At 63.9% G+C, this 24807-nt stretch carries 17 protein-coding genes and 1 pseudogene; 11 read left to right on the top strand and 7 right to left on the bottom strand.

Annotated elements, in window-relative coordinates; translation table 11 throughout:
• Window positions 1–117 precede the first annotated feature (117 nt).
• Window positions 118–2268 (top strand): TonB-dependent siderophore receptor, encoded by a 2151-nt coding sequence (locus tag HBO11_RS03020; RefSeq protein WP_169957185.1) that lies wholly within the window; start codon window positions 118–120, stop codon window positions 2266–2268.
• A gap of 141 nt (window positions 2269–2409) precedes the next feature.
• Here HBO11_RS03020 and HBO11_RS03015 read toward each other — a convergent pair whose 3' ends face one another.
• From HBO11_RS03015 to HBO11_RS03005, 3 genes are all read right to left on the bottom strand, one after another.
• Window positions 2410–2847, bottom strand: a complete 438-nt coding sequence (locus HBO11_RS03015; protein WP_169957183.1) for a carboxymuconolactone decarboxylase family protein — start codon at window positions 2845–2847, stop codon at window positions 2410–2412.
• A 104-nt stretch (window positions 2848–2951) separates the two neighbouring features.
• Window positions 2952–4394 (bottom strand): mechanosensitive ion channel family protein, encoded by a 1443-nt coding sequence (locus tag HBO11_RS03010; protein ID WP_169957182.1) that lies wholly within the window; start codon window positions 4392–4394, stop codon window positions 2952–2954.
• Between the two features lie 70 nt (window positions 4395–4464).
• Window positions 4465–5340, bottom strand: a complete 876-nt coding sequence (locus tag HBO11_RS03005; RefSeq protein WP_169957180.1) for a pirin family protein — start codon at window positions 5338–5340, stop codon at window positions 4465–4467.
• Window positions 5341–5519: 179 nt separating this feature from the next.
• Between HBO11_RS03005 and HBO11_RS03000 the strand changes: the two genes are divergently transcribed.
• Together HBO11_RS03000 and HBO11_RS02995 are read left to right on the top strand one after the other, a co-directional pair.
• Window positions 5520–6257 carry a response regulator transcription factor gene (locus HBO11_RS03000; protein WP_169957178.1) on the top strand — a complete coding sequence of 246 codons (738 nt, stop codon included), beginning with the start codon at window positions 5520–5522 and terminating at the stop codon, window positions 6255–6257.
• Window positions 6258–6286: 29 nt separating this feature from the next.
• Window positions 6287–7603, top strand: coding sequence for an ATP-binding protein (locus tag HBO11_RS02995; protein WP_169957192.1), 1317 nt, complete (start codon window positions 6287–6289; stop codon window positions 7601–7603).
• On the opposite strand, the gene HBO11_RS02990 is transcribed toward HBO11_RS02995, so the two are convergent.
• Window positions 7600–9540 carry a TonB-dependent receptor gene (locus HBO11_RS02990; protein ID WP_169957177.1) on the bottom strand — a complete coding sequence of 647 codons (1941 nt, stop codon included), beginning with the start codon at window positions 9538–9540 and terminating at the stop codon, window positions 7600–7602. The two genes, HBO11_RS02995 and HBO11_RS02990, sit on opposite strands and share 4 nt — an antisense overlap.
• 286 nt (window positions 9541–9826) lie before the next feature.
• Between HBO11_RS02990 and HBO11_RS02985 the strand changes: the two genes are divergently transcribed.
• Window positions 9827–10939 carry an efflux RND transporter periplasmic adaptor subunit gene (locus tag HBO11_RS02985; protein WP_169957175.1) on the top strand — a complete coding sequence of 371 codons (1113 nt, stop codon included), beginning with the start codon at window positions 9827–9829 and terminating at the stop codon, window positions 10937–10939.
• 2 nt (window positions 10940–10941) lie between these two features.
• Window positions 10942–14004, top strand: a complete 3063-nt coding sequence (locus HBO11_RS02980) for an efflux RND transporter permease subunit (RefSeq protein WP_169957174.1) — start codon at window positions 10942–10944, stop codon at window positions 14002–14004.
• A 61-nt stretch (window positions 14005–14065) separates the two neighbouring features.
• Here the strand turns inward: HBO11_RS02980 and HBO11_RS02975 are convergent, their stop codons facing one another.
• Both HBO11_RS02975 and HBO11_RS02970 read right to left on the bottom strand, forming a co-directional pair.
• Window positions 14066–15124 (bottom strand): diguanylate cyclase, encoded by a 1059-nt coding sequence (locus HBO11_RS02975; protein WP_169957172.1) that lies wholly within the window; start codon window positions 15122–15124, stop codon window positions 14066–14068.
• Window positions 15125–15242: 118 nt separating this feature from the next.
• Window positions 15243–15878: a LysE family translocator gene (locus HBO11_RS02970; protein WP_169957171.1), complete on the bottom strand. Its 636-nt coding sequence runs from the start codon at window positions 15876–15878 to the stop codon at window positions 15243–15245.
• Between the two features lie 131 nt (window positions 15879–16009).
• Between HBO11_RS02970 and HBO11_RS02965 the strand changes: the two genes are divergently transcribed.
• From HBO11_RS02965 to HBO11_RS02945, 6 genes and pseudogenes are all read left to right on the top strand, one after another.
• Window positions 16010–17404: a PLP-dependent aminotransferase family protein gene (locus HBO11_RS02965; RefSeq protein WP_169957191.1), complete on the top strand. Its 1395-nt coding sequence runs from the start codon at window positions 16010–16012 to the stop codon at window positions 17402–17404.
• Between the two features lie 1166 nt (window positions 17405–18570).
• On the top strand, window positions 18571–19959 hold the full coding sequence (locus HBO11_RS02960; protein ID WP_169956847.1) for an amidase: 1389 nt from the start codon (window positions 18571–18573) through the stop codon (window positions 19957–19959).
• A 95-nt stretch (window positions 19960–20054) separates the two neighbouring features.
• Entirely contained in the window at window positions 20055–21407 is a 1353-nt protein-coding gene (locus HBO11_RS02955) for a citrate-proton symporter (RefSeq protein WP_262380942.1), read from the top strand.
• Between the two features lie 34 nt (window positions 21408–21441).
• Window positions 21442–21531, top strand: a pseudogene (locus HBO11_RS28790) (outer membrane lipoprotein carrier protein LolA); the annotation flags it as partial.
• A 23-nt stretch (window positions 21532–21554) separates the two neighbouring features.
• On the top strand, window positions 21555–22901 hold the full coding sequence (locus tag HBO11_RS02950; RefSeq protein ID WP_169956849.1) for an OprD family outer membrane porin: 1347 nt from the start codon (window positions 21555–21557) through the stop codon (window positions 22899–22901).
• Between the two features lie 187 nt (window positions 22902–23088).
• On the top strand, window positions 23089–23784 hold the full coding sequence (locus HBO11_RS02945; RefSeq protein WP_169956850.1) for an alpha/beta fold hydrolase: 696 nt from the start codon (window positions 23089–23091) through the stop codon (window positions 23782–23784).
• Here the strand turns inward: HBO11_RS02945 and HBO11_RS02940 are convergent.
• Window positions 23781–24686, bottom strand: coding sequence for a LysR family transcriptional regulator (locus tag HBO11_RS02940; protein WP_169956851.1), 906 nt, complete (start codon window positions 24684–24686; stop codon window positions 23781–23783). The two genes, HBO11_RS02945 and HBO11_RS02940, sit on opposite strands and share 4 nt — an antisense overlap.
• Between the last annotated feature and the right edge of the window lie 121 nt (window positions 24687–24807).

Genomic DNA, 24807 nt, shown 5'->3' with positions numbered 1-24807 from the left:
TGGCGTGGGGCTTGAGACGCAACGTCTCAAGCAGCCGGGCCAAGGCGAGTACTTGTAAAGACGCGCACTTATGCCTAGCTTATGCGCCCCCGCCCCGCGCTTTAAGGCCTTGCCCCCATGGTTTTGCGTTTTCGCCCCGTCGTCACCTCACATTTGGCCCTCGGCCTGCTGCTCAGCGGCGGCATTGGCAACAGCCTGGCGGCTGAGCTGGAACTGCCGGCGCTGAACATCCAGGGCCAGGATGAGTCCGGTTATCGTGCGCAAAGCGCGTCGGTCGGCGGCTTCGACGAGGCGCCGCTGCTCGACACCCCGGCCTCGATCACCGTGATCAATGCCGCGCTGATCAAGGACCAGCAGGCACGCCTGCTCAGCGAAGTGCTGCGCAACGACGCCTCGGTGGGCGAAAGCTACGCACCGATTGGCTACTACGAAAATTTCGTGGTCCGGGGCTTTTCCCTGAATGCCGCCAGCAGCTACAAGATCAACGGCCGCACCATCACCGGCGAGCAGAACGTGGCCCTGGAAAACAAGCAGCGGGTGGAGTTGCTCAAGGGCCTGGCGGGCCTGCAAAGCGGGATTTCCGAGCCCAGCGGCGTGATCAACTACGTGACCAAACGCCCGGAAGACGTGCGCTCGGTCACGGTATCCACCGATGATCGCGGCAGCGGCTATATCGCCACCGATGTCGGCGGCTGGTTTGGCAGCGAGCAGCAATTTGGCCTGCGCGCCAACGTCGCCCATGAAGACCTCAATTCCTATGTCGAGCACGCCAATGGCCAGCGGGACTTTGTGTCCCTGGCCTTCGACTGGAACATCAGCCCCGACGCCGTGCTGCAACTGGATGCCGAATACCAGGACAAACAACAGCGCTCGGTGCCCGGTTACCAACTGCTCGGCGGTACCGAAGTGCCCCACGACGCCTCGCCGAAAAAACTGCTCGGCCACCAGAGCGGCGCCAAGCAGGTGGGGATCGACTCGCTGAACCTCAACGGCAAGTTCGAGTACCGCTTCAGTGACCAGTGGAAAGGCAGCGTCAGCGCGACCCGCAGCAAGGTGGTGATTGATGACTACAGTTCGTTTGCCTGGGGTTGCTACTACGTGGGCACGTGCAACGCGAACACGTTCAGCCCCGAGGGTGACTACGACATTTATGACTACCGCAGCCCCGACGACACCCGGCGCAATGATGAAGTCCAGGCGGCCATGACCGGCCTGTTCAGCACGGCCGGCCTGAGCCATGAACTGACCTTCGGCACCAGCGCTTTTCGCCGGGTGATCGACAAGCGCAAGTCAGTCAACGAATACGTCGGCAGCGGCAATATCGATCAGGACCCGGAAACCTTCCCGCCCACCGACAAGCCCCTGAACGACAGCCACCGGCGCCTCGACAGCCGCCAGTACGGGTTGTTCGTCACCGACCGCATCAGTTTCAACGAGCAATGGCAAACCGTGCTCGGTGGCCGCGAAGTGCGCCTGGATGAAAAATCTTTCGATCAAAATGGCGTGCAGGAGCGTCACACCCAGCAGTACGAGTTCCTGCCCAACGCTGCGCTGATCTACAAGCCAGTGGAAAACATCTCGTTGTACACCAGCTACAGCAAGGGCCTGTCACTGGGCGGTGAGGCACCGTGGTATGCGAACAACGATGGGGAAATCCTCGCCCCGACCGTCTCGCGGCAGATCGAAGCCGGGGTGAAATACGACTGGCGCCGCATCAGCTTCGCCGCCGCAGTGTTCCAGACACGCCAGGCCTATCAGTACGCCAAGCCCGACAGCGCCGGGACCTTCACCTACGTGCAGCAGGGCCAGCAGAAAAACACCGGCCTGGAACTGTCCGCCAACGGCTGGGCCACCGAGCGTCTGCAGATCGCCACCAGCGTGGCGGCGATTCGCGCACGGGTGAACGGTAGCGGCACCCCGCAGTACGAAGATCACCAGACAATCAACGTGCCCAAGCTGCGCGCCAGTGTGTACGCCGACTACGCCCTGCCCTGGGTCAACGGCCTGGCAGTGCTCGGCGGCGTGCAATACAGCGCCAGCAAGAACGCCAACCGCACCGGCAATGTGGAGGTGGGGGATTATGCGCTGGTCAACATCGGCAGCCGCTACACCACCAAAGTCGACGGCTATGAAACGGTGTTGCGCCTGAGCGTCGACAACCTGTTCGACAAGCGCTACTGGCGTGATGCGGGCGAATACATGGGCGATGACTACCTGTTCCAGGGCGCACCATTGACGGCGCGCCTGAGTGCTTCCATCAACTTCTAACCCCGATCCAATGTGAAACCTGACCTGTGTAGGAGCTGGCTTGCCTGCGATGGCATCACCTCGGTATTGCTGGATCACCGAGGCGCCTGCATCGCAGGCAAGCCAGCTCCTACATTGGCCAGCGCCTACCCTTGAATGTCGTTACTTGGGCATCTTGCGAAAGCCCACCGCCAGGCGGTTCCAGCTGTTGATGGTGGCGATGGCCACGCTCAGGTCAACCTGCTCGGCGGCGCTGAACTCGGCATTGAGCAACGCATAATCTTCATCCGCCGCGTGGGTCTGGCTGATCAGCGTCAAGCTTTCGGCCCAGGCCAGGGCGGCACGCTCGCGCGGGGTGAAGAACGGCGTTTCGCGCCAGGCCGAGAGGGTGCACAGGCGCCGTTCGGTCTCGCCGCCCTTGCGTGCATCGGCGGTGTGCATGTCCAGGCAGAAGGCGCAGCCGTTGATCTGGGAGACGCGCAGGCGTACCAGTTCGAGCAGCGGCAGTTCAATGGACAGTTTGCCGACGGCGGCTTCCAGGGCGAGCATGGCTTTCATGGCGTCAGGGGACGCGGTGTAGAAATCGGTGCGGGCGTGCATTGTGTGACTCCTGGACAGTGGGAATTGGCGCCCAGCTTAATCACCCCGCTGCCTCGCACAAATAGCCAATCCTGACGAAGAACAGGTAGCCAATGCCAGGCGCTTCAGGCCCGGCTGCGCAGCCAATGCAAGAAGCCCTTTTTCACCGGCACGATGGGTGCGTCCTGGGTCAGGTGCTGGGCGGCGTGCAGGCGGAAATCCAGGAGGTTCTGCATGGCCTCGCTGATGTCGTGGCGCGCGTCCAGGCACGGCTTGAGGTATTCCTTTTCGATGCGATAGAGGGTGCAGTAGGTCTTGGCCACAAAGTCCGCGGGCACGCTTTGCTCCCCCAGAATCCCCGCTTCGCCAATCACCTCGCCCGGCCCCATGCGCCCGGCTTCGAATTTGTGCCCGGCCTTGACCAGCATCACCGAAACCACCCCGGACTCAATGATAAACAGATGATCGCTGACCTCCCCGGTCGGCAGGATCATCTCGCCGGCGCGGAAGGTGTGCAGGGTCATGTTCTGGCTGAAGGTTTCCTTCTCTTCCTGGCGCAGGGTCGAGAAGATATTCGAGCTTTCCAGCAGTGCACGTGCGGGCGTGGTGGCCGGCGAGGTCGGGCTTTCGGCGCTGGACAACAGGCTTACGCCGGCCGCCTGCAAATGCCGGTAGGCCAGGTCATAAAGCTGGTTGCGCACCTCGCGCTTGAGGGCCATGGCCGGCACGAAGCCACTGATTTCATATTCCACCCCACCCCCGGTGGAGGTCTTGAACGCCACACTCGGCGCCGGCTTGGCCAGCAATTGCCGGCAACCTTGCATGGCCCGTTCCAGGGCTTCCAATACCGTTTGCGGGCGCGCGTGAGGGCTGACTTGCAGGCTCACCGCCAGGCCGAACATGTCGGCCGGGCGCGAGAAATTGATGATCTTGGCCTTGGCCGCCAGCGAGTTGGGGATCACCGCCATGCTGCCCTGGGAGGTTTGCAGGCGCGTGGCGCGCCAGTCGATATCCGTCACCCGGCCTTCGGTGCCGTCGATGGAGATCCAGTCATCGAGTTGGTAGGGCTTGGTGGTGTTGAGCACAATCCCGGAGAACACGTCGCTCAACGTACTTTGCAGCGCCAGGCCGACGATGATCGCCACCGCGCCGGAGGTGGCGAGCACGCCCTTGACCGGCAGGTCGAGCACGTAGGCCATGGCCGCGATGATCGCGATCAGGAAGATCACCGCGCCCATCAGGTCTTGCAGCAAGCGCCCGGTGTGGCCGACCCGCTGCATCATCAAGGCCCCGAGCAACACCGTCAGGGTGCGCGCGGCGAACAACCACCAGCCGATCTGCAAGGCCGTGGCGGCCAGGTGCAGTGGGGTGTTGTCGGCATAGGGCGCCAGTTGCATGGGGTTCATGCCGTCGTTGAACAGCACGGCACTGAACACGGCGAAGATGCCCAGGCGCGCGATCAGTTTCCAGTTGCCGGAACTGGCTGAAAACAGACGCCAGACGACGATATCGATAAGGATCAGCGCCAGGGCGCACAGCATCGGGTGAGCGGAGATGAAAGACAGCATCCAGGCGACTCCAGGGCGAATGCCCTGAAGATCGCATGAAATGGCGTTGGCGGGTATAGGGCCCCCCCAATCAGCGGGAGGCGCCGTGCATTTGGCCGAACTGGCCGGACTGGAAGTCGGCGAAGGCCTGGTGAATCTCTTGCTCGGTGTTCATCACGAACGGGCCGTGACCGACGATGGGCTCGTCGATGGGTTCACCACTGAGCAGCAGCACCATGGCGTCGGCGTTGGACTCCAGGCTGATCTGCGCGCCATCACGCTCGAACAGCACCAGTTGCCCTTCGCGTGCCAGTTCCTGACCGTTGACTTGCACGGTGCCCTTGAGCACCACCAGCGCGGTATTGCGCCCGGCGTGCAGGTCCAGGGTCACGGCCTTGCCGCCGTCGAGGCGCAGGTCCCACACGTCAATCGGCGTGAAGGTGCGCGCCGGCCCTGTGCGGCCCGCGAACTCACCGGCGATCAGGCGCAGGCTGCCGGCGCCATTGGCCAGGGGCAACGACGGGATATCGCCGTCGACGATGGTCTGGTAGCCGGCCTCGCTCATTTTGTCCTTGGCCGGCAGGTTGACCCACAGTTGCACCATTTCCAGGGCCCCGCCCCGTTTGGCGAAGGCTTGGGAATGGAACTCCTCGTGCAGGATCCCTTTGGCCGCAGTCATCCACTGCACATCGCCCGGGCCGATGGTGCCGCCGGCGCCGGTGGAATCACGGTGCTCGACTTCGCCTTCGTAGACGATGGTCACGGTTTCAAAGCCGCGATGGGGATGCTGGCCTACACCACGCCGCTGAGTGGTGGGGGTGAAATCCGCCGGACCGGCGTGGTCCAGCAGCAGGAACGGGCTGATGTGCTTGCCCATGGTGTCGTAGGAAAACAGCGTGCGAACCGGGAAACCGTCGCCTACCCAGTGGCTGCGTGGGCTGGTGTAGATACCGATGATGTTTTTCATGAGGGTCCTCCAATGTGCATACACCTTAAATCCAATACCAATAAGGCGGTAGACAGCGGATTTGGCTCGCATCGTTCCATACATGGGACGACTTGATGGCGGCGTGTCATAAAATACGTGAATGATAATGACTCGTAGTAATATCCCCGCTCTCCCGCTCAACTCCCCCGAGGGCCGCCATGCCATTTGCCCCTGCGCCTGTAGCGCCGCGCGTCCTGGTGGTGGACGACCACCGCAAGATCCGCGAGCCGCTGGCCATCTATTTGCGTCGCCACACCTTCGAGGTGCGCACCGCTGAAGATGCAGCGGGCATGTGGCAACTGCTCAAGACCCAGGCCTTCGATGTGATCGTGCTGGATGTGCTGCTACCCGATGGCGACGGTTTTGAGCTGTGCAACCAACTGCATCGGCGCAGCAACACCCCGGTGATCCTGTTGACCGCCCGCGACGCCGCCGCCGACCGCATTCGCGGCCTGGACCTGGGCGCCGACGACTACATCACCAAGCCCTTCGAACCCCGTGAACTGGTGGCGCGCATCCACAGCGTGCTGCGCCGCCAGGGCCGCAGCCAGGCCCCCATGGCGCCGGCCAGCCGCAGCTACGGCTTCGCCGGCTGGCACTTCAGCGCCATCAGCGCACTGCTGACCCGCGCAGGCTGCCCGCCGATCCAACTGAGCACCGCCGAAAGCCGGCTGCTGCAAGTGTTCCTCGAGCATCCCAACACCCTGTTGCCCCGCGAGCGCCTGATCGACCTGACCGCCGCCGCCGACAGTGATGTCAGTGACCGCACCATCGACCGCCAGGTCAGCCGCCTGCGCCGCAAACTGGCCCACGACGGCGCGGCGGCGGACCTGTTGCGCACCATCTGGGGCGGCGGCTACCTGCTGGCGGCCGACGTCACCCCGTGCGCCGCTTGAACCGCTGGCGCCGCCTATGGCCGCGCACCCTGGTGCAGCAACTGAGCCTGTTGTTGCTGCTGGCGCTGCTGGCCTCCAACGCCATCGCCATGCTGTTCCTGCAACGCACCGGCAGCCTGATCCACCCGCTGTCGCGCAGTTTCAGCCTGGAACGCCTGGTGATCGCGCACCATGCCGCCGGCCTGGGCGGCGAAGAGCCGGCGCACCTGTTGGCCGCGATGAACACCGAGAACGCACGTTTCTGGATCGCCCCCCGGGCCGAAGTCGAGCCGTTTGAACTGCGCCCCGAAGAACGGCGCCTGGCCAACGAACTGCGCCAACACCTGCAACTGCCGCCAGACGTGCCCATCGGCATGCAATTGGAACGCATCAGTGGTGCCAACGCCCGCACCCATGTGTTCAGCCCCGCCGGCTGGGCGCCCTTGCGGTTGCGCAGCAGCATCGCCCTGCCGAACGGCCAGTACCTGAATGCGCTGCAGCATCCCGCCGGGGCGTATGAATGGGGCCGCGTATTGGCCTACAGCCTGCCGGTGACCACGGTGCCGGTGCTGCTGATCGTGATGTTTTTCATCGCGCGGGTGGTGCGCCCGGTGAAAACCCTGGCCCAGGCCACCGAACGGGTCAGCCGGGGCGAATGGATCGCACCGCTGCCCTTGAGCGGCCCCCAGGAAGCCCGTGACTTGACCACCGCCTTCAACACCATGCAGGCCAACCTGGCGCGGCATGTCGAAGGGCGCACGCGGATGTTGGCGGCGATCAGTCACGACCTCAACACCCCGCTCACCGAACTGCGCTTGCAGGTTGAGTTGCTGGAGCCAGGCCCTGAGCGGGACGACATGCTCGACAGCCTCGGCGAGCTGAGCGCCATGGTGCGCGAAACCCTGAACTTCGTGCGCGACGACGCCGTGCAGGAAGCCACCCGCCGAACCTCGTTGAGCGCATTACTGGATGACCTGGCCAAGCGTTACCGGCGCCTGCAACAACCAGTGACCTGGCTGGGCGCCCCGCCGCTGCTGCTCGATTGCCGGCCGCTGGCGCTCAAGCGCGCCCTGGCCAACCTGATCGACAACGCGGTCAAACATGGCGGCGATGCCTGTATCAGCCTCAAGCACGAGGACACGGGGGTGCTGTGCGTGGAGATTCTCGACCATGGCGCCGGCCTGCCCCAGGACTGGCTGAACAAGGTGTTCGAACCCTTCGTACAGCTGGGCGCCAGCGGCGGTGGCCTGGGGTTGGGCCTGGCGATTGCACGGTCGTGCATCCAGGCCCATGGCGGCGAACTGCTCTTGGAGAACCGCCCACCGGCAGGTCTCTGCGCGGTGGTGCGGTTGCCTGCAGCGCCTTAGAAGTTGAGCGTGGCCCCCATCCACAAGGTGCGCCCGTAGTTCACGGTGCCGTAGGTCTCGTCGTCCAGGCGCTTGTTGGCCAGATTGTTGAGGGAGGCATTGAGGGTCAGGGATTCGGTCGCATCAAAGGAGCCGCCCAGGTCGGCGGTGGTGTAGCCCGGCGCCGGTTTTTCGCTGGTGATGGTGTTACCGGTTTCCTCACCGTAATAGCTCAACGAAGCCCAGGCCTGGGCGCGGTCGTTGATACTCCATTCGCTACGCACATTGGCCTTTTGCTTGGGGGTCAAGGCCAGGGGCGCGCCAGCGTTGGCACCGGTTTTCTGTTCGGAATCGGTGTAGGTGTAGTTGGCCTTGAGCAGCACGCTGGGGTTGATATCCCATTGGCCGTTGAGCTCCACGCCCTGGATGATCGCCTTGTCGACGTTGACCCGCTCCATGATGGTGTAGCCGTTCCAGCGCTGGTCGGTGGTGACGGTGGACAGCTTGTCCTGGAAGTCGTTGTAGAACAGGGTCGCGCCCGCCGACAGATCGTCACGGTTGCTCCACAGCGCCGAGATTTCGTAGTTGGTGCTGGTTTCCGGCTTGAGGTCGGGGTTGCCGAACATCACGAAACGGTTGCGCCGCAGGTAGGCGTAGTCCGCCACCACCGCGCGGATCTCCGGGGCCTTGAAGCCACGGGCGATGCCGCCCTTGAACGTCCACTGCTCGCTGGCGCGCCACACCCCATACAGCCGTGGGCTGACATGGGCACCGTATTCTTCATGATGATCCAGGCGCAGGCCGGTGGTCAGGGCGAAGCTATCGGTGACCGACCATTCGTTCTCGGCAAACAGGGCTTTTTGCACCACCGAGAACTCGTAGTCCACACGGTCGCCCAGGCCCTGGTTCCAGTCGGTCAGTTGGCTTTCGTTCCACTGCATGCCCACGGTACTGACGTTATGGGCCGTGGGCACCACCAACTTGGCGTCGAACACACTGTTCTTGACCTCGGGCTTGCGTCCGAAAATATCGGTTTGGGCCGGCGTGGCGCGGCCTTCGCGGGTGGAAGTTTCCTGGGCAAAGGCAATGTCCGAGGTGGCCCAGCCCCAGCGACCCTGGTGCGACAGCGACCAGTGATCGCGGTTGTTTTCCTGCTCGCGGGTGGCCCAGTTGGCGCTGATCCCATCGCCGTTTTTCAGGCGCGTGGCGCCGGCTTCAAGAAGGATGTCGTGGTCGATGCCCGGGGTGAAGGCCAGGCGCGCGGTGAGGTCGCGGTGATCGGCTTTACTGAAGCCATTGGTCTGCTCAATATCGTCATCGGCCTGGCGGTCGAGGTAACGGCCCCACACCTGCAAGCCGAGCAGGTCTTCCTTGAGCGGGCCGCTGAGGTAGAACTGGGTCTGGCGCGCATTGCCCTGGTCGCTGTGCTGGCGGGCCGAGTAGTCATAGCCAATGGAGCCGCCCCACTGCGGCGACACCTTGCGCGTGATCACGTTGATCACCCCGCCGATGGCATCGGAACCGTACAGCGACGACATCGGCCCGCGCACCACTTCGATGCGCTCGATGGCGGCCGCCGGCGGCACAAAGCTCTGCTCGTAGCCACTGTTGCCATTGACCCGCGACTCCCGGGCGCTCTGGCGTTTGCCGTCGACCATGATCAGCGTGTAGTCGGCGGGCATGCCACGGATCGAGATGTCGGTTTCATTGGCCCCGCCATTCACCGTGACGCCCTCGACATCCCGCACCGCATCGCCCAGGTCGCGGTACGACTTGCGGCGCAAGGCCTCGCCATCGATCACCGTGACCGAGGCCGGCGCGTCTTCGACATTCTGTGCAAAGCCCGAGGCGGTCACCACCACCTCATTGAGTTGCAGTGACGCAGGCTCATCGGCGTGAGCGTTGAGACTGCCAGCCACCAGCAGGGCCAGCGGCGCAAAACGAAAAGCAGGAAGCATGGGCGTAGACCTTCAGGATTTATCTCAAAAGAGAATCGTAATCATCTACACCCGGATAACTTGGACAAAGTGTGACAACTGCACCCGCATGCGCTTTTGTAGGCGCTGGCTTGCCAGCGATGGCGGCGGGCCCGCCAATGGATTTATCGACTGATACACCGCGATCGCCGGCAAGCCGGCTCGTACAAAACCTGATCGAGGGCTGGCTTAAATAATATTTCGGTCGTAATATTCTGCAAATATTACGAACGTAATTTTATTCACTCAGCGCCACCAGGAGCCTGAAATGAGCCCACACCCTCCCCTTCACCGCCTTTTCCCGCCCCTGGCGCTGTTGATCCTGCTCAGCGGCTGCAACAGCCAGGCCGACCCCAGCGCCAACGCCGACCCTGCGCGCCCGGTGCTGGCGGCCAAAGTCGAAGCCGCCGCCAGCCAGCAGAATGCCTATACCGGGGTGGTCGCGGCGCGTACCGAAAGTGACCTGGGTTTTCGGGTCAGCGGCAAGGTGATCGAACGCAAGGTCGATCCCGGCCAGCATGTGTCCCGGGGCGACACCCTGCTGGTCCTGGATATCGGCGACTTCGAGCTGGCACTGCGCTCGGCAAAAAACCGCGTCAACGCCGCCCAGGCGCAACTGCGCCAGCGCCGCGATGACGCCAACCGCTATCAACGCCTGGCCAGTACCGGCGCGGTATCACGGCAGATCTTCGACCAGGCCGCGACTAACCTGCAGGTCGCTCAAGCGCAGCTCGCCGCCGCCCAGTCGGATGCCAGCCAGATCGAAAACCGTCGCACCTACTCGGTGCTGCGGGCCGATGGCGACGGGGTGATCACCGATGTGCGGGTGGAACGCGGGCAGGTGGTGGCCGAAGGGCAGATCGTCGCGCGCCTGGCCCACGACGGCGCACGGGAAGCGATCATCCACCTGCCGGAAAACCTGCGCGACCGCGCCTCGCAAAAAGCCCTGGCCCTGCCGTTCGGCGCGCCGGACCAGGCTGTCAACGCAACCCTGCGCGAACTGTCGGCCAGCGCCGATCCCGTCACCCGCACCTACCGCGCGCGCTATGTGCTGCACGGCAGGGTTGAGCGTTTCGCCCTCGGTTCCACCATCACCCTGCGCCTGCAAGGCAACGGCCAGCCGCCACACACCCGCGTGCCGATCGGCGCCCTGCACGATGCGGGTAACGGAACCGGCGTGTGGCTGATTGGCGCGGATGACAAAGTCAGCTTCGCCCCGGTCACGGTGGCCAGCCTGGGCCAGGAAGACGCCCTGCTTTGCGGCGGGGTCAGCCCCGACCAACTGATCGTCGCCCTCGGTGCGCACCTGCTGCACCCAGGGGACAGCGTACGCCTGTTGCCCGCCCAGGCACTGACCCTCAATCGCCGCCAGGAACCTTGAGCATGCATGGCCTCAACCTTTCCGCCCTGGCGGTCAAGCACCGCGCCGTCACGCTGTTCCTGATCCTGGCGATCCTCGCCGCGGGGATTTTTTCCTTCGCCAAGCTGGGGCGCGCCGAAGACCCGCTGTTCACCGTCAAGGTCATGACCATCACCGCCGCCTGGCCCGGTGCCACGGCCCAGGAGATGCAGGAACAAGTGGCCGACCGCCTGGAAAAGCGCCTACAGGAACTGGACTACTACGATCGCGTGGAAACCATCGCCCAACCGGGGTTTGTGTCGATGCGCATGACCTTCCTCGAGTCCACACGCCCCAATGAAATCCAGGACCTGTTCTACCAGACCCGCAAAAAACTCAGCGACGAGGCTGCCAAACTGCCCAAGGGCGTGATCGGGCCGTTCTTCAACGATGAATATTCCGATGTGTACTTCGCCCTGTACGCCCTGGAAGCCGAACACCTGCCCCATCGCCAGCAGGTGCAGATGGCCGAAACGATGCGCCAGGACTTCCTCAGGCTGTCAGGGGTGAAGAAGGTCAATATTCTCGGCGAACAGGCGCAGCGGGTGTTTGTCGAGTTTTCCTATGAGCGCCTGGCGACCCTGGGGATCAAGCCCGAGCAGATCTTCACCGCCCTCGCCGCGCAAAACGCCGTGGCGCCGTCGGGGTTTGTCGAAACCGCCGGCCCCCGCGCCTATATCCGTATCGACGGCGCCTTCGACAGCCTGGCGCTGATCGAGAACGTGCCGCTGCCGGTGGACGGCAAAGTGTTGCGCATCGCCGATGTCGCCACCGTCAGCCGTGGCTATGAAGACCCGCCCAGCTACCGTATCCGGCACCAGGGCGACCCGGCCTTGATGCTGGGCATCATCATGGAGAAACACTGGAACGGCCTGGACCTGGACAAGAGCCTCAAGGCCCAGGAGGGCAAAATCCAGGCGGACTTGCCCTTGGGTGTCAACTTCGCAAAAGTCTCCGACCAGGCGAAAAACATCAGCCTGGCGGTCGATGAGTTCATGCTCAAATTCTTCGTCGCCCTGGCCGTGGTGATGGTCATCAGCCTGCTGGCCCTGGGCTTTCGTGTCGGTTTGGTGGTGGCGGCAGCCGTGCCGCTGACCCTGTCCATGGTGTTTGTGATCATGCTGCTGACCGGCCGCGAATTTGACCGCATCACCCTCGGTGCGCTGATCATTTCCCTGGGCCTGCTGGTGGACGACGCGATCATTGCCATTGAGATGATGGTGGTCAAACTCGAAGAAGGTTTCGACCGCATCCATGCTGCCACCTTCGCCTGGAGCTCCACCGCCGCACCAATGCTGACCGGTACCCTGGTGACGATCATCGGCTTTCTGCCGGTGGGTTTTGCCCGTTCGGGCGCGGGCGAGTATGCCGGCAATATCTTCTGGATCGTCGGTTTTGCCCTGATCGCCTCCTGGTTGGTGGCGGTGGTGTTTACCCCGTACCTGGGGGTCAAGCTGCTGCCCAATATCAAGCCGGTACCCGGCGGCCACGACGCGATTTACGCCGGCCCCTGGTACCAGAAACTGCGCCACCTGGTGCAAACCTGCGTGCGCCGGCGCTGGCTGGTGACCGGGCTGGTGGTGTCGGCCTTTGTACTGTGCGGCTTGGGCCTGGGCGTGGTGAAGAAGCAGTTCTTCCCCAACTCCGACCGCTCCGAGCTGATTCTGGAGGTGTACATGCCGCCGGGCAGTGCCTTCAAAAGCACCGAGGCGGTGGCGGCGCAGTTGGAAAAGGCGCTGCTGCAAGAGCCGCAGACCCGCATGGTCGATACCTATGTGGGCGGCGGTGCACCACGGTTTTTCCTGTCGCTGAACCCCGAGTTACCCGACCCGGCGTTCGCCAAGCTGATCGTACAAACCCCCGACGCCCATGCCCGGGACGCCTTGAAACTACGCATGCGCGAGCGTATCGCCAGCGGCGAATTCCCCGCCGCGCGGGTGCGGGTCACGCAATTGCTGTTCGGCCCGCCGGTGCCCTTCCCGGTGGTGTTTCGCGTGTCTGGCCCCGACGTGAATGTGTTGCGCAGCCTGTCCGAGGAAGTACGCCAGGTGGTTGCCGCCAACCGCCTGACCAAGGACGCGTTCCTCGACTGGGGCGAGCGCAGCAGCGGTTATCGCCTGGTGCTGGACCAGGATCGCCTGCGCCTGCTGGGTTTCACCCCCAACGAAGTGAAATCCCAGCTCAACGCCCTGCTCAGCGGCAACCCCATCACTGAAGTGCGCGAAGGCAACCGCACCGTGTCGGTGGTGGCCCGCGCCCAGGGCAGCCAGCGTGAAGACCTCGGCAACCTCGACAACATGACCCTGACCAACAGCGCCGGGGTATCGGTGCCCCTGGCCCAGGTCGGGCATTTCCAGGCGGTGATGGAAGAGCCGATCCTCAAGCGTCGCAACCGCGCGAGCACCGTCGAAGTGCGCGCCGACATCATCGACGGCGTGCAACCGCCCGACGTGGAGATGGCGGTCTACAAAGACCTGCAACCCCTGATCGCGCGGCTACCGGCCGGCTATCGCCTGGACATCGGCGGCCCGGTGGAAGAAAGCGCCAAGGCCAACGTGGCCCTGGCGGCACTGTTCCCGATCATGATCCTGCTGACCCTCACGGTGATCATGTTCCAGGTGCGCTCGTTCGGCGTGATGTTGATGGTCTTCGCCACCGCCCCGCTGGGCTTGATCGGCGCGGTGCCGACCTTGCTGCTGTTCAACCAGCCGTTTGGCTTCAATGCGATCCTGGGCCTGATCGGGATTGGCGGGATCCTGATGCGCAACACCCTGATCTTCACCGACCAGATCCGCCAGAACCAGGAACAGGGCATGGCGAGTGGCGAAGCGATCGTCGAAGCCACCGTACGCCGCGCGCGGCCGGTGATCTTGACCGCGCTGGCGGCAGCGTTGGCGTTTATTCCGCTGACCTTGTCGGTGTTCTGGTCGTCCCTGGCGTATGTGCTGATTGGCGGGGTGTTGGTGGGGACGTTATTGACGCTGCTGTTCTTGCCGGCGCTGTGCAGTTTGGTATTGGGGCGCACGACAACCCTGCACACATCATAAAAACCCCTGGGTGCGGGCGGGCCGCCGCTGGCGCGCTGAGCGCGGATTCAAATCCGGCAGTTCAAACCGACCGCACCCACCCGCCCTGCACCGAACGCACCCGATTGCGCCCGCTACTCTTGGCCTCATACAACGCCTGGTCGGCATCATTCAACCAACTGGTCGCATCACCGTGGGACGCTTGATACGGCGCCAGGCCAATGCTCAGGCTGGCGCGCAAGGTCGGATCCTGGGCGTAGCCCAGGGAGCTGAAGCGGTCGCGTAGTGCGTCCATCACTTCGGTGGCGTGGCCCAGGGGCATGTCCGGCAGGATCACGCAGAATTCGTCGCCGCCATAGCGCCCGGCCAGGTCGGTGGCGCGCAGGTTCTGGCGCAGGATCTTGCTCAGCTGGCGCAGCACGATGTCGCCGGTGACGTGACCATAGGTGTCGTTGATGATCTTGAAATGGTCGATATCAATCAGGGCAATCGCAGCGCCCTGCTGGCCGCCCCGGCAGCGTTCGAACTCGATTTCCAGGTGGTCTTTCCAGGCGCCATGGTTGAGCAGGCCGGACAGGCTGTCGGTGCGGCTCAGGGCCAGTAGTTCACGCTTATGCCGGGCCAGCGTGATGGCCTGGCGATAACAGATCCAGCCCAGGGCCAGCGGATAAAGCATCAGGATCGGCAAGCAGGCGTAAAGCTGGGCGGGCGTGGTCAGGGCGATATAGGCCGGGGCGAACAGCAGCAGCGCCACCCCGATGCCCAGTGCCTGGGCCACCCAGCCCATCAACATGAACCGCAGCCCACCGATGGCGACGTTGTTCATGGTCATCATCGACAGCGTGGTGACGCTGGGCAGCGGGTTGAAGTGCATGGCACCGACCCAGAAGCCGCCACAAAACGAGTCCACCAATAGATGACGGCGTTCGGCGCGCAGGGAGTTTTCGGCGCGGCGTGCCAGTTGGTAGGCCAGGTGCGGCCAGGCGAAGGCGTTGAGCAGCATCCAGGCCCAGACCCAGCCTGGCGGATCCAGCGGGTACATGCCGGCCAATACACAGACGAAACCGAGCGTGAGCCCCAGGGTCCGCGATTTGTACAGGCGTCTGGCGAGCGGAAGTCCTTTTCCTCCTGCGGCTGGCATGATCTGGCTGATCCTGGATGAATGCTGGAAGTCTATCAGGGGACCGGCAAATAGCCACTACCGCTCAGAGGGTTATCCCAGGCGTCCATCACCTTGCCAAACCCTTGACGCCAGGCGCCTAGCTGGAGAATCCACGGGCCAGTAACATCGCCACGGCCAGCAGCAACACCGCCGTGACCTTCTGCAACAGCACCCGCTTGCGCGGCGACTCGAGCACATGCTTGATGCGCTGGCCGAAGTAGCAATACAGGCAGCCGCTGGCGAACTGCAGGACCAGGAAGGTCAGGCCGAGGATCGCGATGTCGCCGGCGGCGCTGTCCTGCCCCACGGCGGCAAACTGCGGGAACACCGCGCTGAACAGAATGATCGCCTTGGGGTTGGACAGGCCGGTCAGCAAGCCCTTGCCGAACAGGCCACGGGGCGTCTCTGGCCCTTGCCCGCTGGTGTTGATCTGCACGCCGCTGCTGGTCCACTGTTTGTAGGCCAGGTACAGAATGTAAGCCACGCCCACCAGTTGGATGCCCTGGGTAATCAGCGGGTAGCCCTTGATCAGCTCGGAAAAGCCCACGGCAAAGATCAGGATCGAAATCAGGTACGACACACTGGCCCCGAACTGTGCCGGCAAGGAGTGGCGCAGGCCGTCCTTGAGCCCCAGGCTCAGCAGCAGCAGGGTCATGGGGCCGGGGCTGAAGGCCAGGGTGCTGCACAACACCAGGAAATACAGGAACGAAGACAGCGTAAGGGCAGTGACCATGGTGGGTAATTTCACGGCGGCAAGGAATGTTGCGCAGTCTAGGGCGCAGATCCGGCGCCGGGCAGGTAAACTCGGCGGTTATTCATGCAGGCTTTACCGGTAAAGTGACCGGCAAACTTCAGGACATCGCGATGGCCCTTCCGCAGATCCACTTTCATGAGCGCGCCCCCAAGGTCCAGCAGATCGTCGAGGCGTTCGCCCGTGCCATCGAACAAGGCGAATTGGCCGCTGGCAGCAAACTGCCGTCGGTGCGTGAGCTGGGGCAACAGTTGGGTGTCGGAAAATTCACCGTCAATGAAGCCCTGGACCGCCTGCGCGGCCAACACCTGCTGACCTCGCGCCAGGGCCGCGGGCACTTTGTGGCCCAGCGCCAGACGCAGCCATCGTCCAGCAACTGGGTGGACCTGCTGCCCCAGGATTTGCTCAGTGTGCTGCGCCGGCCGATGCTGACCGGCCAGGGCGAACTGCGCCCCGGTGGCGGCCACCTGCCCGAAGACTGGCTCGATTCCGAGACCATGCGCCAGGCCCTGCGCAGTGTGGTACGGGCCCCGTCCCTGCGGGTTGCCGGCATGGGCACGCCGGCGGGTTTCCTGCCGCTGCGCCAGGCCCTGCAACAAAAACTCCTGGGCGATGGGCTGGCGGTGCCGGTGGAACAGATCATCACCACCCCCAGCACCCTGCAAGGCCTGGACATGTTGATGCGCCTGCTGGCCCGCCCCGGTGACACGGTGTTGCTGGATGCGCCGTGCTACTTCAACTTCCACGCCAACCTGGCGTTGCATGGGGTCAAGGTGGTGACACTGCCGCGCGGCCCGGATGGTTTCGACCTGGCGGCCCTGGAGCAGTTGCTCAGCGAGGAACGGCCCAGCCTGTATGTGACCACCAGCATCCTGCACAACCCCACCGGCCATTCCTTCAGCGCGGCCCAGGCCTTTGGGCTGCTGCAACTGATGCGCCAGTATCACTGCCATATCATCGAGGACGACCTCTACGGCGACCTGCACCCCAACCCGCCGCCCCGCCTGGCGGCACTCGCCGGGCTGGAGCAGGTGACCTATCTGTCGGGCTTCTCGAAAACCCTCAGCGCCAATACCCGGGTCAGCTATGTGGTGGCGGCGCCGCAATTGGCGGCCAACCTGACCAACATGAAGTTGATGAGCGGCGGCGTGACCTCGGAGTTGTTCGAGCAACTGGTCTACCGCCTGCTCAGCGAAGGCAGCTATGCGCGGCACCGCAAGCGCATGGTCCAGCGCCTGCTGGAAGCCGGTGCGCGGGTGGAACAGTGGTTGCGCCGCTGTGGCTGTGAGCTGCCCATGGGGTATGAAGCGGGGATGTTTATCTGGGCGCGTCTGCCGGCCGGGGTCAAGGGTGAACAACTGGCCGAGGCCGGGCTCAAGCGCGGCATGGTGTTGGCGCCGGGGGCACTGTTTGGGTATGAGCCGGGGCTGCATGATTTTATGCGCTTCAATGTGGCGCATTGTGATGATCCACGGGTATGCAAAGCCATCGAGCAATTGTTGCGCTGATCCAGTGTGGGAGCGGGCTTGCCGTAATGCCGATCAGTCAAGCGAACGCAATGCTCAACGCAGTGAAGATCAAATGTGGGAGCGGGCTTGCTCGCGAAGACGTCGGCCCAGCAAACATTGATGTTGACTGACCCACCGCTTTCGCGAGCAAGCCCGCTCCCACAAGGGATGTGCGTCGGGGCAAAAGCTTGGGCCACACCACAAATCAAAGGTAGGAGCTGGCTTGCCTGCGATGGCGGTATACCGGCCGCCACAAATAGTGGCCGAACCACCGCTTTCGCGAGCAAGCCCGCTCCCACAGGGGATGTGCGTCGGGGCAGTAGTTTGGGCCACACCACAAATCAAAGGTAGGAGCTGGCTTGCCTGCGATGGCGGTATACCAGCCGCCACAAATAGTGGCCGAACCGCCGCTATCGCGGGCAAGCCCGCTCCCACAGGGGATGTGCGTCGGGGCAGTAGTTTGGGCCACACCACAAATCAAAGGTAGGAGCTGGCTTGCCTGCGATGACGGTATACCAGCCGCCAAAAATAGTGGCTGAACCGCTGCTATCGCGAGCAAGCCCGCTCCCACAAGGGATCTGCGTCGGGGCAAAAGCTTGGGCCACACCACAAATCAAAGGTAGGAGCTGGCTTGCCTGCGATGGCGGTATACCAGCCGCCAAAAACAGTGGCTGACCCACCGCTTTCGCGAGCAAGCCCGCTCCCACAGGGGATGTGCGTCGGGGCAGTAGTTTGGGCCACACCACAAATCAAAGGTAGGAGCTGGCTTGCCTGCGATGGCGGTATACCAGCCGCCAAAAATAATGGCTGAACCGCCGCTATCGCGGGCAAGCCCGCTCCTACAGGGGATGTGCGTCGGGGCAGTAGTTTGGGCCACACCACAAATCAAAGGTGGGAGCTGGCTTGCCTGCGATGACGGTATACCAGCCGCCAAAAATAGTGGCTGAACCGCCGCTATCGCGGGCAAGCCCGCTCCCACAGGGGATGTGCGCTTGACTGACTGGTATTAGGGATTGCCGGCGCCCAGAGTCGTGACAATTGAGTGCACACAAAAACGCAACACTGCACCGCTTCGAATGTGATGGTCGCTGCTGCCCAGGGTTTATATAGTCGGGTCCAACAGCCACCCGCCATGAGCCCCAGGGCCCATCACCAGGAAGCGCTCAATGACCGATCTTCACGACCTCACGGCCACGCAATTGCTGGCGCAGTTCGCCAGCCGCCAGCTCTCCCCCATCGACTACTACGACCACCTGCTGGGCCATATCGACCGCTGGGAGCCGCAGATCCGCGCGCTGTACGCCTTCGATCCACAGCAGGTACGCCGGCAAGCCCAGGCCGCCACCGAGCGCTGGAACAAAGGCCAGCCCAACGGCGTGCTTGATGGTGTGCCCGTGACCATCAAGGAACTGATAGCCACCGAAGGCACGCCGATTCCCCTCGGCAGCGCCGCCACCCGCCTGACCCCGGCCCTCAGGGACGCCCCGCCCGCCGCGCGGATGCGCGAAGCCGGGGCGATTGTGCTGGCCAAGACCACTGTCCCGGATTTCGGCATGCTCTCCTCCGGCTTGTCGAGCTTCCATGGCATCACCCGCAACCCGTGGAACACCGCCAACAACACCGGCGGTTCCAGCTCGGGGGCTGGCGCGGCGGCCGCCGCCGGTTACGGGCCGTTGCATATCGGCACCGATATCGGCGGCTCGGTGCGCCTGCCCGCCGCCTGGTGTGGCCTGGTGGGGTTCAAGCCGACCCTGGGGCGCATCCCGATCGACCCGTACTACACCGGCCGCACCGCCGGGCCCATGACCCGCACGGTGGACGACTGCGTCTTGATGATGCAGCACCTGGCCCGCCCCGACGCCCGCGACGCCACCAGCCTGCCGCCGCTCACCAGCGAGTGGAGCAACCAGCCGCTGTCGGTCAGGGGCCTGCGGGTCGGGCTGATGCTCGAGCCAGGTGCCGGCCTGCAACCGGAAGGTTTCGTGTGTGAGGCGGTGGAGCACGCCGCACGCCTGTTCGAAGCCCATGGCGCCAGGGTCACGCTGATCCCGCCGATCATGGACCGCGCCCAGCTCGACGGCCTCGACCAGTTCTGGCGCGCCCGGCAATGGGGCGACTTGTCGGCCTTGAGCAGCGAGCAGTTCGATAAAGTCTTGCCGTACATCCGCGACTGGGCCGCCCCTGGTGCCGACATCAGCGGCGTACAGGCGGTGCAGGGGTTCAACCAGACCTTCGAGATGCGCCGCCGCGCCGCCCAGGCCTTCAGCGACCTGGACCTGATCCTGTCGCCCACCAACCAGGTCAACGCGTTCCCCGCCCAATGGCCATCGCCGAGCAATGACCCGCAATTGCCGTTCGAACACATCGTGTTCACCGTGCCCTGGAACATGGGCGAGCAACCGGCGCTGTCGATCAACTGTGGTTTCGCCGCCGATGGCATGCCCATCGGCCTGCAGATGATCGCCCCCCGCTTTGCCGATATCTGGCTGCTGCAAATCGCAAAAACCTATGAGAGCTGGCGTGGCGCAATCCACCAATGGCCGAACCCGAACTGACCTTGACGCTGTAACTGAACTGCCCACCCACACGCCCGCTCCCTGGCCACAAGGCCGGGGCCTGGGCGACCTATAACTAAAACCGAGGGGCTGGTATGCACACTGAACAATTGACTCGCGAGGGTCCCGAGCACACACCCGAAACGCCATCGCCGGACGCCGGCCGCAAGAGCATCTTCGCCGTGGTGCTGGGCAATGCCGTGGAGTTTTTCGACTTTGGGGTCTACGCGACCTTCGCGGTGATGATCGGCCACACGTTTTTCCCGTCCGACAGCGCCTTCGTCAGCTTGATGCTCTCGGTCACCGCCTTTGGCATCGGCTTTATCGTGCGGCCCCTGGGCGCGGTGCTGATTGGCGCCTACGCCGACCGCGTCGGGCGCAAGCCGGCGATGCTGTTGACCCTGGTGATGATGGCGGTGGGCACCGGCAGTATTGCGATATTGCCCGGCTACGAGACCATCGGGATTGCCGCGCCGATCCTGCTGGTGGTCACCCGCATGATCCAGGGCCTGGCCTGGGGCGGTGAAGCCGGCCCCGCCACCACCTATATCCTTGAAGCCGCGCCAGCGCACAAACGCGGCACCTACGCCTGTTGGCAAGTGGTGGCCCAGGGTGTCGCCGCCATGGCCGCAGGGCTGGTGGGTTATACCCTGACCAAAGTGATGTCCCCCGAAGACCTCAACAGCTGGGGCTGGCGCGTGCCGTTCGTGTTTGGCCTGCTGGTGTTGCCGATTGGGATCTATATCCGCCGTAACCTGGCCGAGACCTTCCACGGCCAGGGCGAAACCACCAGCACCGGCGATCTGGTGCGCGAAGTCTGCGGCAAGCATCGGCGCGCGCTGGTCCTGGGTTTGCTGATCCTCTCGGGCAGCACCATCACCCAGTACTTCCTCAACTACATGACCACCTTTGCCCTGACAGAGCTGAAGTTGCCCACCAGTATTTCCATGCTCTCGACCCTGGTGGCCGGCGCGGCCATGGCGGTGTGCGCGGTGGCCGGCGGCATGTTGTGCGACCGTTTCGGGCGCCGGGTGATCCTGATGACGCCCCGGGTGGTGCTGTTGCTGATCCTGTTCCCGGCCTTGCAATTGATGACCGAACACCCCAGCCCGTCGACCTTCCTCCTGACCCTGGCAGTGCTCTCGGGCCTGCATGGCATGAGCGGCGCGGCGTTGATCGTGCTGTTGGTGGAGAGCTTCCCCAAATCCGTGCGCTCCACCGGTTTCTCCATCGTCTACGCGTTTGGTGTGGCGGCGTTTGGCGGCACTGCGCAGATCATCATCACCTGGTTGATCGGCACCACGGGCGACCCGATGTCACCGGTGTGGTACCTGCTGATCGCCAACCTGGTGTGCCTCACCGCTGCCTGGTTCGCCAAGGAAACCCGGCCCGTGCTGCCCGGCACCCCGGCCCGCGAAACCCGGCTCACAGAAGCCCCGGTTCGCTGAACAGCGCGTATGCACCCTTCATGTAGGAGCGAGCTTGCTCGCGAAGACCGTCAACGATAACGCGCGCATTCTGGATGCACGCGGCGGTCTCCGGCTTTTCGCGAGCAAGCTCGCTCCTACAGTTTCTTCTTTGTGTGGGGATTAACCATGTATCCACGTCTTTTCCTGGCCGCCACCCTGGCGACCGGCACCCAGGCTTATGCGCAAGAAAACGCCCAGGCCAGCGCTCCGGGCTTTATCGAGGGCAGCAGCCTGGACCTGAACCTGCGTCACTACTATTCCAACCAGCACACCCAGCGCAGCACCTACCTGAGCATCAAGAAACCCGGTGGCATCGAACGCACCCGCGTGCGCGAAACCTGGGTGCAGACCGCCATGCTCAAATACAGCTCCGGCTACACCCAGGGTGTGATTGGCGTGGGGGTGGATGTCGGCGTATTCAGTGCGGTCAACCTGCAGCGCGGGCATGGCAAGGTGGCCAATGGCGGCGACCGCGTGCTGGTGGACAGCGACGGCGATGCGATCCCGACCTGGAGCCGGCTGGGGGTGGGCGATGTGCGGTTGCGCCTGTCCAATACCGAGCTCAAGGCCGGGCGCCTGATGACCGACAACCCGATCCTGCGCTACAAGGACAACCGCGCCCTGCCCTCCAGCTTCCAGGGCGTGGGCCTGTACAGCAACGAACTGGAATGGCTGTCGATCCAGGGCGGCAGTTTCGACCGGGCCATCCCGCGCACCGGCACCGGCGCCGAGCGCCTGACCACCACCTTCGGCAACCGCGCCTACAGCGGCGCGCGCATCAGTTACCTGGGGGCCACGCTCAAGCCGGGCTACGGCCTGGAAGCCAGCCTCTACGGCTCGCGCTTCGAGGACATGTGGGACCAGTACTACCTGGGGCTGACCCATCGCATCGGCGACAAAAACACACTTGCCCTCAAGACCGCCCTGCACTACTACCACACCGAGGATTCCGGCCAGCAGCGCCTGGGCTACATCGACAACGACGCCGCCAGCCTGGCCGTGACTGCCAACCACCAGGCCCACAGCCTGACCCTGGCCTGGCAACAGGTGTTCGGCAACGAGTACTTCGACTATGTGTGGGAGTCCACCGGCAACTACATGGCCAACTCGCTGTACTCGGACTACAACGGCCCCAACGAAAAATCCTGGCAACTGCGCTACGACCTTGACCTGGCCGCCTACGGCGTGCCCGGCCTGACCGCCAGCCTGTGGCACGCCAAGGGCTGGGGCATCGACGGCACGCACTACGAGGGTGATCGCAACGGCCACAACACCGGCTACAACGTGCGCGGGCTGGACAACGCCAAGCACAACGAAAACGGCTTGATGCTGGCGTATGTGGTGCAATCGGGGAAGTTGAAAAACTCGGTCCTGCGCACCATCGTCTACAACCACCGCGCCAGTGGCGGGCAGATTGACGGCAGCTATGACGAATTCAGGATCGTCGGCAATTTCCCCATCAACCTGTTCTGACACCCGCCCGTCGGCATCAGCAGTTGCCGACGGGTAAAATTCAGAATTCTTACACCCTACATGCGACTGCTCCGGCATTGGCTCGCCGCCGCCCTTGGTAAAAAGCCTGTTCCCTATGGACGGTTACCCAGGAACGCGGATGAAACCTTTGAAAGCAGCAGCGCTTTGCCTCATCAGTGGATGGATGATGCTCTTGAGTTCTCCCGGCCATGCCGCGGCGCCCGGTATCGAATGGTTGGTGGATTGCCCGCGCCTGCCCGGGCGGGCGCTTGACCAGGAGGTGGTGGCGCGTACCCAGTGCGGCATCGTCACCGTGCCGCTGGACCACCAGGCCCCCGACGCACGCACCTACCGCCTGACCCTCACCCGGGTCGGTGCCCAGCAGCCCCTGGAGCGCCGGGGCGTGATCTTCGCGCGACCGGCCACGGCCCAGGCGAATTTGCATGGGGTGTTCGCGGTGCATCTGGCAACCGTCTGGAAGTACTACAACACCGAGGCATACCGCACGCTGACGCGCCTCTACGACGTCGTTGAACTAAGCCCGCGCAAGGGCGTGGCCAACGAACAATCGGCGTGGGACATGGAGTTTGTGCGCCAGCAACTGGGGGAGCAACGCGTCAGCTTCCTGGGCATTGCCCAGGGCAATCTGTTGGGTGCCGAGTACGCCCAATTGTTTGCCGACCGTGTCGAGCGCATGGTGCTGATCGAGCCCGACGCAAGCACCGCCCAGGCATCCGACACGCTGCCCGCCACCCTGCGGCTCAAGGGCCCCTATCTACAGAGCACCACCACCGATGCCAGCCAGTGCGTGAACCGCTGGGCCGGCATCTACCTGGCCCAGGGCAGACAGCCGCCGTCGTCGACCCGTTGCCTGGCCGATTAGTCCACCAGCGCGCAACGCTGCATGGCGCTGGCCAGCATGTCCTGGCATTTGAGGACCGCCACCGAGCGCGGTCGGTTGCGGTAGCCGCACAGGTCAATGCGAATCCGCCCCAGGTGCTCATCGGCAATTGGCACCGCCACCAGGCCATCACCCAGGTCGCGGGCATCGGCATCCACCTGGGGCAGGATCAAGACCGCCGCCCGTTGCCGGGCCAGGCTTTTCTGCACTTCCAGGGAGCTGGTGGTAAACACCGGCTGGATCGTCACCCCACGCTTTTTCGCCGCCGCCTCCAAGGCCTGGCGCACGCCGTACGCCGAGTCGGGAATGGCCAGGGGCTGGCCTTCAAGCTCGCGCAACTCAATGCTGTCGCGCTGGGCAAACGGGTGTTCGGCGCTGACCAGTACGCGGTGCCACAACTCGCATTGCGCGGTGACTTCCACATCGGCCCGCTCCTGCAGATAGAACGCCAGGCCCAGGTCGGCCTCGCCACTGCACAGTGCATCCAGAGTGGCCGAGGCGCTGGCGATCACGATATTGAACGTGACCTTGGGGTGCGCCCGGTAGAACGCCGCGAGTACCGGCGCCAGTACCGTGGAAACGATACTTTCTGACACATGAATGCTGATGTTACCCGCCACCTGGCTTTGCCGGCTGGCGATCACATCGCGCACCTGATCGAGGCCGCGCAGGGTACTGGTGACCTGCTCGGCCAGGCACTCGCCCTCTACCGTCAGGCGGATACCGCGCGGGCCGCGCTCAATCAGCGCGGCGCCAAAGAAGTGTTCCAGGTGTTCGATCTGCCGGCTGACGGCAGTGGGCGTGACGTACAAACGCTCGGCCGCCTTACGCAACGAGGCGCAGCGCGCCACCTCGTGAAAATACCGCAAGGCTCGTAATTGCATGCTCGGGTGCTCCTGCACAAAGACTGGAGCACCAAGGCACGCAATTACTGCGCCAGGCTCAATCTGCCTAACTCCACAACTCAACTGTAGGAGCTGGCTTGCCTGCGATAACAGTGGCTCA

Source organism: Pseudomonas sp. WS 5010 (assembly GCF_012985565.1).
GTDB lineage: Bacteria > Pseudomonadota > Gammaproteobacteria > Pseudomonadales > Pseudomonadaceae > Aquipseudomonas.
Note: the sequence above shows the minus strand (reverse complement) of the source record. Positions and strands in the feature narration are given on the sequence as shown.